The organism is Porcincola intestinalis (assembly GCF_009696445.1).
Taxonomy (GTDB): Bacteria; Bacillota; Clostridia; order Lachnospirales; family Lachnospiraceae; genus Porcincola; species Porcincola intestinalis.
Genome location: NZ_VULZ01000001.1, coordinates 42,083 through 54,586, shown reverse-complemented (window position 1 = coordinate 54,586; position 12,504 = coordinate 42,083). Strand labels below are relative to the sequence as shown.

The window sequence follows — 12,504 nt, the reverse complement described above, 5'->3', positions numbered from 1 at the left end:
GTGTCAGATGGAACATTACGTGATCACAATATCGAGAAAGTTTGGCTGCCTCGGGCACGAGATTGCAGGGCGCCTCGGGGAGCTGCTCGGGGTGCCGGTGTATGACCGCAGCGCAGTCGAGGCACAGGTTCTCAGTACGGGAGCCGAAACACGCCTTCTGGCTGCCACGCAGCTGGAGGAGGGCCGGAAAAAGACACAGTTTCTGCTGTTTCGGAAAGAGGTGGACGGCGAGAAGGATCTCCGGGCAAGGGTGATGTTTCAGGCACAATCGGAAGTTCTGAAGTCTTTTGTGGAGAAAAGCTCCTGCGTTATTCTGGGAAGAGGCGGCGATGAGGTCTTCAGGGAATATCCGCGGTGTATGAATGTCTATATTTTTGCGCCGGACAAGGTTCGCCTTCAGAACTGTGTCAGGATGCTGCACACGGACGAGGAAGCGGCAAGAGCTTTGATTCACAGGGAAGACAAAGCCAGGGAAGATTACAGACGCCAGTTCTGCAGCCATGCTTCAGATGTAACCTATGGCCGCCATCTTCTGATGGATTCGAGTCTGTTCGGGGCGGAGGAGAGCGCTCAGATACTGGCACAGGCGGCGCGTTATCTGTTCAGCCTTCCCGAAGAGAATCAGGCGGACAGTTTGCATAAGGCAGGAGGAATGACGATATGAAGTGCCCATACTGCGGGAGCGAAGAGACCAGAGTGACCGATTCCAGGCCGGTGGAGGAGAGCAATTCCATCCGGCGCAGACGGCAGTGTGACAGCTGCGGCAAGCGGTTCACTACCTATGAGAAGATTGAGACAATCCCGCTGGTCGTGATCAAGAAGGATCACACAAGGCAGCAGTATGACCGGGCGAAAATCGAGGCAGGTGTCATGCGGGCCTGCTATAAGCGGCCGATTCCGGTGGATGAGATCAAGAAGATGATTGACCGTGTCGAGACGGAGCTTTACAACCAGGGGGGCGGTGAAGTGAAGAGTGCCGAGATCGGAGAGAAGATCATGGATGGCCTGAAGGAACTGGATCCGGTCGCGTACGTCCGGTTTGCATCCGTCTACAGGGAATTCAAGGATGTCGGGACGTTCATGGATGAACTGAAGAAAATCATCAACTGAAAGATGAAAGTAAAAGGTGGGCAGGCATGAAGAATCGTCTGGAGCAGCTGCTGAACGGGCAGTTTGAGTATGATCTTCCACATATGCAGCTCTCCGGGCGGACAGTCCGGATTGAGACGGAAGCGGGTGGGCGCGCGAAGGGCGCCTTTATTGTTACGCATCCGGAGGAGGGAAAGGTCAGAGGCTTTCTCAATACAGATAATCCCCGGATTCTTCTGGAGAGTCCGGAGTTTTACGGGCATGAGAACGTTATCCGGTTTGACGTTGACACAGAAGGACTTCAGCCGGGGGAGACAACGGAGGGGACAATCTTCATCAGTTCCGGGCTCGGGCAGGATCAAGTCCGGGTCACGGTTCATCTCAGAGAACAGGAGGCGCCGGAGCCTTACAACGAGCAGGAACTCGTCGATGCCGCGCGGAAGGATTTTGCCGCTGCTGCCTCTCTCTTTTCTTCACCGGCATACAGAGCACGGATGATGCTGGCAGACGCTCCGGCAAGAGCCCTTTACAGCGGCCTGGAGGGTGAGAAAAACCCACTCAGAAGGCTGGAGGAGTTTCTGGTCGGGACGGGAGCGAAGGAAAGCGTCGACATCAGCTGCGACTGGACAGGCCGGAAGCTGGTCAACCCGGAGGGAACGCTGAGAGAACCCATTCGTCTGACTGCCAGCACCTGGGGCTATCTCGAGATCCATATTTCATCGGATGCACAGTTTCTGCGCCCTGAGAAAAAAACACTCACAACGGAGGAGTTTGCCGGCGGAAGCTGCGAGGCCGGTCTGATCATTGATTCTAATTTTCTGCATGCGGGGAAAAACTACGGGCGCGTGACAATCCGGACCTCCTACAAGACGATGGAGCTCGAGGTGCGGGCCGACAGGACCGACGACGGGGAGGCCAGAAGGCTTCACAGAGTCCGCTGTCTCATGCGCAAAAAGGCGCTGAATCTGTATCTTGACTACCGGGCGGGCAGAGTGGATCTTCATAACTGGGCAAGCCGGACGGACTCTGTTCTGAATGCTTACAGACGGGCTCAGGGAAGAGATGTCTATGCGGATCTGTTTTCGATTTTCATCCTTCAGGCGGACGGCAGAAGGCGTGAGGCAGAACGGCTGCTCGCAGAGCTGGAGAAGACTCCTCAGCGGCTGAACACACCGGATCGCTATGTTTTTTATCTGTTCCTGACGTCCTTTTTCACCAGAGACAGTGCATATCTGGATGCCGTCCGGAAGGAGGTTCAGAGACTTGCGGCGGAGAATCCGTCGAGCTGGCAGATCCGCTGGGTATGCCTGTATCTATTTGAGGATACGGCTGGCGGGGAGGAACTGAGACTGGATGCAGTGACCAGACAGATTGAGCTTGGATGCAGCAGCCCTGTCATGTATCTGGAAGGCGCACTTGTACTGAGAAAGAAGCCGTCTCTCTTCCATGAGATCACGCCGGCGATCCGTCTGATCCTGAATTTTGCAGCCAGACAGGGCCTTCTGACAGAGCAGCTGTTCCTGAAGCTTGCCTCGATCCAGCGGCGCAGCCCGCACTACGACCCTGTCCTGTACAAAGTGCTCGCAGATTATGTCAGGAAAAGCGGTGCCAGGGAGGCACTGACCGCCCTCTGCGCGATGGCAATCGAGGGCGGACAGAAGAGCCGCCGGTTCTTCCCGCTTTTTCAGGTGGCTGTCATGAAGGAAGTGTCTGTGACAGGCCTGTACGAGTATTATATGGATGCCTGCGAGGAGTACCGGATCGAGACGATGCCGGAGGTCATCAGGCGCTATTTTGTCTACAACGATACGCTGGACTGGCATAAAAAGGCAAGAATCTTCCGGAATATGGCAGACGGGAGAGGGAAGATCCCGGGAATCTTCAGCAGTATGAAACCTGCGATCGGAACATTTCTGACCGATCAGCTGGCGCAGAGTCACATCGACAACGATCTCGCGGCGCTCTATTCGGAGTTTCTGACGCGGCCGATGCTGACGGACCGGCTTGCCGCGAATCTGCTCCGGCTGCTGTTCACCTACAGGGTAGAGTGTCTGAGCCCGGGGATGAAGAAAATCATTCTGGTGGACAGCCGGATGCAGCAGGAGCGGGAGGTGCCTCTGAAAAATGCGGCAGCCCTTGTTCGGATTTACTCTGACCAGACCAGAATTCTGCTAGGCGACGGGGAGGGAAGACGATACGCTTCGACGTCTCTGTACATGGCGGACCACTTCCTCGAGTCTCCGGAGCTTCTTGAGATGTGTGCGGAGATTGTGCCGGATGCCCCGGAGCTGGCGCTTTTCTACACATTGAATACGGTCAGGGATCAGCCGGTCAATGCAGCCAGCCTGCGGTATTTCCGGAAGGCGTCCGGGATGCGCAGACTGTCGGCGGATTTTCGGAAAACAATCCGGAGCTGGCTGCTCGACTATTACACGGGGAATCCTGATGATCCGTCTCTGGATGATTTCCTGAAGGAAGCGGACCTCTATGACTATGCGGAGGCCGGGCTGGAGAAGCTTCAGGGACTTCTGACAGGCGAGGGGCTTTTTGAGGAGGCATACCGGCTTGTTCTGAAGTATGGGCACGACCATACCCCGCTCAGCCTTCTGGTCCGGATCTGCTCCCAGATGGTGCTGGAATCAGAATACCAGGAGGATGAGAAGCTGCTCGGATACTGCAGCAGCTGCTTCTTTTCAGGGAAATACGACAAGAATATCCTGACTTACCTTCTGATGTACCCGGACGGATCCATCCCGGAGATGAAAAAGCTGTGGAAAGCCGGGAAGGAGTACGGGCTCGATACGATGAAGCTGGAGGAGCACATCCTCTCTATGATTATCTTTGAGCGGGAGGGGATGGAGGAGAGCGAGCCGATCTACGCTTCCTATCGGGCTTCACTGGGTAACAGAAGACTCTGTCAGGGGTATGTGATCCTGATGTCGTACGGATACATGGTTCGAAACCTGCCGGCAGATGATGTGCTGTTCGAGGACCTGCTTGCGGACTTTGAACGGGGCGGAAACCTTCCGGATGTCTGTGCACTGGCGCTGTTAAAGCATCTTTCCGGACTTGGCAGCAGAAATGAAGCGCAGAATGAGGCCGCGAGGCGGATTCTGGAGCGATATGAAAACCGGAACATGAGATTTTCGTTCTTTGCTGCATTTCCGGAGCCGCTTCATGCTGTTTCCGGAATCAGGGAGATGGTATTTTTTGAGTATACGGCTTCCCCAAAGAGCACTGTGACGCTCAGCTTCAGAAGAAAGGGATCCGGGGAAGCGTTCCAGACTGAAACCATGCAGGATCTTTTCTGCGGAATACGCGTGCGGGAATTCATTCTGTTCGGCGCACAGGAGCTGGAGTGCTTCACGGAGGAAGAGAGGGCTGACGGAACACGGATTATCTCGGGAGTCCATACACTGAAGGCTGCCCCGATCCCTGATGATGAGAAGGAGACCCGGTACGGGCGGCTGTCAGCGCTGTCAGACGCACTGGCACGCGGAGACAGGGAAGAGGCCAGGGAGATCCTGATGGATCTCCGCCGGACAGAGACGCTGACAGCGGAACTGTTTACATTGATTTAACCGGAAAGCCGGAGGGAGGAGAAAGCACTGATGAATCGGAATAAAATCCTGATCGGCCTCCAGCTGTCTGCGCACGGAGCACAGCTTACCTGGTATGGGGATGAGCTGAAGGAGCCGCAGACACTGTCTCTTCCGGGAGAGATGGACAATGGTCTGATGGAGGTCCCGGCAGGGGTCTGGAATGCGCTGAGCAGAGAGGAAGCATCTGAAAAGGCAGCTGGTTATATCCGGGAGCTTCTGGATATGGTGCCGCAGCTGCAGGGCGTTGAGAAGCACAATGTCCGCATCTGCGTCACGGTTCCGGATCTGGATGAGAAGATGTCAAAACGGCTGAAGACCGTCGTCCGGCAGGCCGGGGTGGATGAACGCTGGATCTTTCTTCAGGATTTTCGGACAAGCTTTTATTACTATGTGGTGAATAAGAAGAAGGAGCTCTGGAACGGGGATGTGGCGTTTCTGTCTGTGCAGGATGACCGGATGAACGGCTACATTCTCCATATCGATAAAACCACGTCCCCCCACACAGCTTCCTTCAGACAGGAAGCATCCTGTGATGTCTCTGAAAAGGCACGGGCGGGCAGGTCGGACGAGGACTGGGACGCCGAGCGGGACAGGCTTCTTTACGAGCTTCTGGGAAAGCTGTTTGAGCGGAGAAATGTGACTGCCAGCTACCTCTATGGCGGATATTTTGATGCCCGCTGGGCAAAGCGCTCCTTCCAGTATCTGACCTTTCACCGCCATGCCTTCCAGGGACAGAATCTGTTCTCGAAGGGGGCCTGCTATGGTGTGATGGCGCGCTGCGGAGAGATCCGCATGCCGGATATCATTTTCCAGGGAGTGGATATGGTGAAGGTGAACATCGGCATGAGGGTTCGGGTGAAGGGCAGGCTGGAGACGGTCCCTCTGATCCGCGCGGGTGTGAACTGGTATGAAGCATACGGCACGCTGGAGGTGGTGCCGGAATCTGAAAAGAATGTGTCAATCCTGTCAGAAGACGAAGACGGCAGCGGGACAATCCGGCATATCCTGAGGCTGGATCATTTTCCGGACCGTCCGGACCGGGCGAGCAGGCTGCGCGTGAGCGTGTGGTTTTCGGCGCCAAAGACACTGGAGGCAGAGGTGACAGACCTGGGGTTTGGCAGCCTGTACCCGGCATCGGGCAGAATCTGGCACAGAAGCATCCGGATCACATGACAGGCAGCTGCTGAAGTCAGCGCAGAGCAGGGAACGCGCAGATACCGGACAGTCAGTTCTGTGGAAATAAAGCCTGCCAGGCAAACTACGGGAGGAATCGCGATGGCTTTCGATCTATGTACAGTCAGGACAGCAAAGTACCCCTATCTGATTGAGAGCGTGCAGATCAGAATCTGGACGATTGAGGAGCTTTGTTTTTTTCTGCACCGCAATCTATGTCTGATTGATGAGTCGATCGTCAATGAGCGTCTGGCGGACTGGGTCAGCGAGGAGCTTGATCTCAGGCAGCTCGGACACAGGCTCAGGGAAGCCCTTCAGCGGCCGGACCATGATGTGACCTACTTTGTCATGCCCATCTTTGCCCAGACCGGCTATCTGCAGCAGGATGAGCTCAAGCGTGTCCGGAAGAAGCTCATGGAGGCACAGGTCCGTCCGGAGGAGGAGAATGCGAAGATGAAGGCTGACTACCTTCTTTCCTGCGGGAAAAATGCAGCCGCCTGCACAATCTACAGGCGGATACTGGACGGAGGAACGGCGGGAAAGCTCCGCACAGGTTTTCTGGAAGCCGTCTGGAACAACCTCGGAAGTGCTTATGCGCAGGTATTCCGGTTCCGGGAAGCAGCGGAATGCTTTCTGAGCGGAGAGCGGCTCGGGCATTCCAGAGAACTGATGAGAAAGTACATCAGTGTGCTTCCGTTTTTCATGACACAGGAGGCCTATCAGGAGCAGCTCCGGAAGCTGGAGGTTGATGCGGTCTGGGCAGGAGAAGTGCAGAAAATGAACGCAAAGCTGGCGCTGGATGCCATGGAGCGGGTACGCGCCAGAACACGGGAGGACGAAGACCCGGCCGGGGCGGCGGAAGCCTTGTTTGCCGCATACAGAAGGGCACAGGCTTGCGTGTCCCATTCCTTTGTTCTATAATGAACCGCGCGTGCCGGGACTGTTCCGGCGGGCTGACAGATCGGCTTGCTTCTTGAGAGGAGAGGGGTCTTTGGAAGAACGGACGAATAAGAAGGAGACTGGAATTTTCAGTACACAGGAGCTTTCAGACAGCCCCCGCGAGGAATGCGGTGTCTTCGGTATCTATGATTTCTCCGGCGAGGAACAGGTGGCGCTGACCATCTACTATGGTCTTCTTGCCCTGCAGCACAGGGGACAGGAGAGCTGCGGGATTGCGGTCAGTGACACGGACGGCCCGAAGGGAGCGGTCCGGAGCAGGCGGGGCATGGGCCTCGTGAACGAGAATTTCAACGCAGAAAGCCTCGAGGGACTCAAAGGCAATATCGGTGTCGGGCATGTCCGGTATTCGACAGCCGGGCAGAGCACCATCGAGAATGCGCAGCCGCTGGTGCTCAACTACATCAAGGGGACGCTGGCGCTTGCCCACAACGGAAACCTGGTCAATGCGCCGGAGCTGAAGCGGGAGCTTGCGCGGACAGGCGCCATCTTCCAGACAACGATTGACTCTGAAATCATCGCCTACCATGTCGCGAGAGCCAGGGTAGACACGACCAGCGTCGAGGAGGCGGTGTCGAGGGCGATGGACAAGCTGAAGGGAGCATATTCCCTGGTGATCATGTCTCCCAGAAAGCTGATCGGTGCCCGGGATCCGTTCGGGTTCAGACCGCTCTGCATCGGAAAGAGGGGGAAGGCGTACATCCTGGCATCCGAAACCTGTGCGCTCGACGCGATCGGTGCGGAGTACGTGCGCGATGTGGAGCCTGGCGAGATTGTGACAATTTCACCGAGGTTTGGCATCCATTCAGACCGAAGCCACTGCATCCGGTCCAGCAAGACCGCAAGGTGCGTGTTTGAGTATATTTATTTCGGAAGACCTGACTCCGAGATTGACCACGTCAGCGTCTATAATTCAAGAATCCTTGCCGGCAAGTACCTCGCGATGGACAGTCCGGTGGACGCGGATCTGGTCATCGGTGTACCGGAGTCCGGCAACATCGCCGCATTGGGATTCAGCATGGCCTCCGGAATCCCGTATGGACAGGGGTTCTACAAGAACAGCTACATTGGTCGAACCTTCATCAAGCCTAGACAGCATGCCAGGGAGTCGGCGGTTCAGGTCAAGCTGAATCCGCTCAGGCCTGCGGTTGAGGGCAAACGGATCGTCATGGTGGACGATTCCATCGTCCGGGGGACCACTTCAGACCGGATTGTCCGGATGCTGAGGGACGCCGGAGCGACAGAGGTTCACATGCGTGTGTCCAGCCCGCCGTTCCTCTATCCCTGCTATTTCGGGACCGACATCCCGGACAGGGAGCAGCTGATCGCCTTCGGACGGGATGTGGAGGAGATTCGTTCCATCATCGGAGCGGACAGCCTCGCTTATCTGTCAATCGACCGGCTGGCAGAGCTGACAGGAGGACTGCCGATCTGCAATGGGTGCTTTACCGGCAGATATCCGGTTCAGCCGCCGACAGAGGATATTCGCGGAAGCTACGACAAGTAATGGAGTCAGGAGGCCGATATGAGTGAATATGACAGCTACGTAAGCCCGCTTTCCAAGCGCTATGCAAGCAGGGAGATGCAGTACCTTTTTTCCCAGGAAAAAAAGTTCCGTACCTGGAGAAAGCTCTGGATTGCGCTTGCGGAGACAGAGAAAGAGCTTGGGCTGAATATTACCGACGAGCAGATTGCGGAGCTCAAGGCACACCAGGATGATATCAATTACAAGGATGCCGAGGAGCGGGAGCGTGTCGTTCGGCACGATGTCATGAGCCATGTATATGCCTATGGCCTTCAGTGCCCGAAGGCGAAGGGCATCATCCACCTTGGCGCGACATCCTGCTATGTCGGAGACAATACCGATATCATCATTATGAAGGAGGCCCTTGAGCTGGTCCGCAGCAAGCTGGTGGGGGTTATCGATCTGCTGGCAAAATTCGCAGATGCGTACAAGGATCTTCCGACCCTTGCCTATACGCATTACCAGCCGGCGCAGCCGACGACAGTGGGCAAGCGGGCAACCCTCTGGATTAACGAATTCATGATGGATCTGGATGATCTGGAGTATGTGTTCTCCACCCTGAAGCTTCTCGGCTGCAAGGGGACGACGGGGACGCAGGCATCCTTCCGGGAGCTGTTTGGCGGAGATGATGATAAGATTGACCAGATCGACCCGAAGATCGCAGAGAAGATGGGATTTTCAGGATGCTATCCGGTGTCCGGCCAGACCTATTCGAGAAAGGTCGACTCCAGGGTGCTGAACGTGCTGGCAGGAATTGCCCAGAGCGCGCACAAGATGGCGACGGACATCCGGCTGCTTCAGCATGCCAAGGAGATCGAGGAGCCCTTTGAGAAGAGCCAGATCGGCTCAAGCGCCATGGCGTACAAGAGAAACCCGATGCGTTCCGAGCGCATCTGCTCTCTCTCACGCTATGTCATCTGCGATGCGCTGAATCCGGCAATTACAAGCTCGGTCCAGTGGTTTGAGCGCACGCTCGATGACTCCGCGAACAAGCGGATATCCATTGCGGAAGGGTTCCTCGCAATTGACGGGATCCTGGATCTGTGCCTGAACATTACGGACGGGCTGAAGGTATACCCGAAGGTCATCAAGAAGCATCTGCGGGAGGAGCTGCCGTTCATGGCGACGGAGAACATTATGATGGACGCTGTCAAAGCCGGCGGTGACCGTCAGGAAGCGCACGAGCGGATCCGGGAACTGTCCATGCAGGCCGGGCGCAGGGTCAAGGAGGAAGGAAAGTCGAACAACCTGCTTGAGCTGATTGCGGCAGATCCGATGTTCCATCTCGATGCGGAGAAGCTGGAGAAGTCCATGGACCCGAAGAAGTATGTCGGCCGTGCGCCGCGTCAGGTCGAGGTCTATCTCAGAGACATTGTACAGCCGAGACTTCAGAAATATGCAGGCAGCGTGGTCGAGCAGGCGGATATCGAGGTATAAGTCTCAGACGGCTGTGCAGCTTTGCTGCGGACATACAAACACAGCGTTTCCCCGCATCATGAACCGGGGAACCATCACAGGAGGAAAGATTATGGTACAGGCAGTTGTCGGCGCAAACTGGGGCGACGAGGGGAAGGGCAAGATTGTCGATGTCCTCGCGAACAAGGCGGATATCGTTGTCCGCTATCAGGGCGGCGCGAACGCCGGTCACACGATTGTGAACAAGTATGGAAAGTTTGCTCTTCATACACTTCCGAGCGGGGTTTGCCATCCGGAGATCACCAATGTGCTTGGAAATGGTGTTGCGCTCAATATTCCGCTCGTGGTGAAGGAGATTGAGGACATCACGTCGAAGGGCGTGCCGACACCGAAGCTGTTGATTTCTGACAGGGCACAGGTCGTGATGAGCTACCATATCCTGTTTGATCAGTGCGAGGAGGAACGTCTGGGCGGAAAGTCCTTCGGATCCACCAAGTCCGGGATTGCTCCATTTTTCTCTGATAAGTATGCAAAGATCGGGTTCCAGGTCTGCGAGCTGTTCGATGACGACATCCTGAATGACCGGATCGACCATATCCTTCCGATCAAGAACGCGCTTCTCGTGAACCTGTACCACAAGGAACCGCTCACACATGAGGGATTGCTTCGCGAGCTTCATTCGTACAGAGATATGGTAAGACCGTATGTGGCGGACACAGCGACCTTCCTTGAGAACGCGATCCGTGACGGAAAAACCATTCTTCTCGAGGGACAGCTCGGGACGATGAAGGACCCGGATCAGGGCATCTATCCGATGGTGACCTCTTCCCCGACGCTGGCCGGCTACGGGGCAATCGGTGCAGGGATCGCGCCGTACGAGATCTCCAGGATCATTACTGTTTCGAAGGCATATTCAAGCGCAGTCGGCGCAGGTGAGTTTGTCTCCGAGATCTTCGGGGACGAGGCAGACGAGCTCCGCAGAAGAGGCGGAGACGGCGGCGAGTTCGGCGCGACAACCGGCAGACCGAGAAGAGTCGGCTGGTACGACTGTGTGGCTTCCCGGTATGGCTGCAGACTTCAGGGCGCAACCGATGTCGCGTTCACTGTCCTGGATGATCTGGGATACCTGGATGAGATTCCGGTCTGTGTTGCCTATGAGATCGATGGAAAACAGACGACAGATTTCCCGACAACACCGACGCTGAGGAAGGCAAAGCCGGTGTGGAAGAAGATGCCGGGCTGGAAGTGCGACATCCGCGGCATCAGGAAGTATGAGGATCTGCCGGAAAAGTGCAGAAACTATGTGGAATTCATCGAAAGCCAGATCGGATACCCGATCACGATGGTTTCCAACGGCCCGGGGCGCGATGACATCATCTACCGCGACAGCCCGCTGAAAAAGTGAGATACGGCTGCCGGACCTGAGCCAGGCAGCACCTGAGAAAAAGCTCCACAGTCCAGCTTCGCTGTGGGGCTTTTTTGGTGAAGGCGATCGCACATCATCGGGTGCGGAGCACGAGATGATGGCGGTGCCGCCGTATCGAGGAGGACAGAGTGAATCCGCCCTCCTCGATTGACAGGAGGATTTGAATGAGAATTGCTTTGCTTGCAGCCATCGCAGCCATCGTGCTCTGTTTTCTGTTTCTCTGCACGGGCTCTATGATTCAGAAGATGAGGGGGAAGAAGGACTTCTCTCTGTCCGGAGCGCTGCTTCTCGGGTACGTGGTTTATTTCTCACTGTTTGAGGTGATCTGTCTGGCCTGTGAAGTGACGCTGGCCCCGCTCAGCCGTCTGTCGGTGATCATGATGACCGTCGGAACAGCTCTTATGCTGGGAGGGGTGGTCTACTGCTGGCGGAACTGGCTTTTCAGAGTGAGCAGCCTGAAGAGCCGGCTCAGGGCGCATGGATGGCTGCTGGCGGTCGTAATCGTGTTGACGCTGGCGGTCTGTTTCTTCGCATTGATCTATACAGACGATTCGGCGGATTCCGACTTCTATGTCGGAATGGCCTCGACAGCCCTCTACACCAACACCATCGGACGCTTTGATCCGACAAATGGACGGCTCCTGAAGGCGATCAACCCCAGATATGCCTATGCCCTGTACCCGATTCACAATGCGGCCGTCGCAGATCTGTTCCATATCCCGGCGATTGTTGCGGCGCGCAGCGTGATGAGTGTGATCAATGCGCTTGTGAGCTGCCTAGCATATTACAAGCTGGGGCGGATCCTGTTTGTACAAAAAGCGGACAGCAATCTGACGCTTGAAGAGACTGGCCGGACGGGCGATCAGGTATATGTGCTGCAGACCCGGAAAACAGATGTCTTTACGATCCTGCTGCTTCTGCTGAACCTGTTCTCCGCAACCATCTACATGCCCGGAGCTTTTCTGTTCACACGGACTTTTGAGGGAAAGCACCTGATTGTCAATGTGGTCGTGCCTTTGGCAGCGGCAGTCTGTGTGGCTGTCTACAGGGGGATTCCGGAGGATGCGGGAGAGCAGAGGTATGTATTCGAGAATCTGTTTTTCCTTCTTCTGGCAGGTGTCTGTTTTTCAGCGAGTGTCTCAGTGCCGGCTCTGATGGTCGCTGCGGCACTGTTTCCATTTTCTGTGTATTCGAAAAAATGGAACATGCTGCTGCGTCTGTTTCTGGCGGAGCTTCCATTTCTGGTGTGGGCCGTGCTATATATCCTGAATTCACGCCGGGTTTTCATTCTGGCAGCATACAGATGAGGGGAGGAT

9 protein-coding genes are annotated in these 12,504 nt (G+C 55.9%); all 9 read left to right on the top strand.

Annotated elements, in window-relative coordinates; translation table 11 throughout:
- Positions 1 to 7 precede the first annotated feature (7 nt).
- Positions 8 to 664: a cytidylate kinase-like family protein gene (locus FYJ35_RS00290; protein WP_154521457.1), complete on the top strand. Its 657-nt coding sequence runs from the start codon at positions 8 to 10 to the stop codon at positions 662 to 664.
- A complete protein-coding gene (gene nrdR / locus FYJ35_RS00285; protein ID WP_154521454.1) occupies positions 661 to 1,110 on the top strand; it encodes a transcriptional regulator NrdR in 450 nt (149 codons plus the stop codon). The genes FYJ35_RS00290 and nrdR overlap by 4 nt, the downstream gene beginning before the upstream one ends.
- 26 nt (positions 1,111 to 1,136) lie before the next feature.
- Positions 1,137 to 4,670 carry a DUF5717 family protein gene (locus FYJ35_RS00280; RefSeq protein ID WP_154521451.1) on the top strand — a complete coding sequence of 1,178 codons (3,534 nt, stop codon included), beginning with the start codon at positions 1,137 to 1,139 and terminating at the stop codon, positions 4,668 to 4,670.
- A 30-nt stretch (positions 4,671 to 4,700) separates the two neighbouring features.
- Entirely contained in the window at positions 4,701 to 5,864 is a 1,164-nt protein-coding gene (locus FYJ35_RS00275; protein ID WP_154521448.1) for a DUF5716 family protein, read from the top strand.
- A gap of 102 nt (positions 5,865 to 5,966) precedes the next feature.
- Positions 5,967 to 6,785, top strand: a complete 819-nt coding sequence (locus tag FYJ35_RS14505) for a hypothetical protein (RefSeq protein ID WP_235906278.1) — start codon at positions 5,967 to 5,969, stop codon at positions 6,783 to 6,785.
- Positions 6,786 to 6,888: 103 nt separating this feature from the next.
- Entirely contained in the window at positions 6,889 to 8,328 is a 1,440-nt protein-coding gene (purF, locus tag FYJ35_RS00270) for an amidophosphoribosyltransferase (protein ID WP_277067190.1), read from the top strand.
- Between the two features lie 18 nt (positions 8,329 to 8,346).
- The gene (purB, locus tag FYJ35_RS00265) at positions 8,347 to 9,783 is read left to right on the top strand and encodes an adenylosuccinate lyase (protein ID WP_154521442.1); all 1,437 of its coding nucleotides are present in this window, start codon (positions 8,347 to 8,349) and stop codon (positions 9,781 to 9,783) included.
- A gap of 91 nt (positions 9,784 to 9,874) precedes the next feature.
- Positions 9,875 to 11,167: an adenylosuccinate synthase gene (locus FYJ35_RS00260; protein WP_154521439.1), complete on the top strand. Its 1,293-nt coding sequence runs from the start codon at positions 9,875 to 9,877 to the stop codon at positions 11,165 to 11,167.
- 185 nt (positions 11,168 to 11,352) lie between these two features.
- Entirely contained in the window at positions 11,353 to 12,495 is a 1,143-nt protein-coding gene (locus FYJ35_RS00255) for a DUF6077 domain-containing protein (RefSeq protein ID WP_154521436.1), read from the top strand.
- Positions 12,496 to 12,504: the final 9 nt, after the last annotated feature.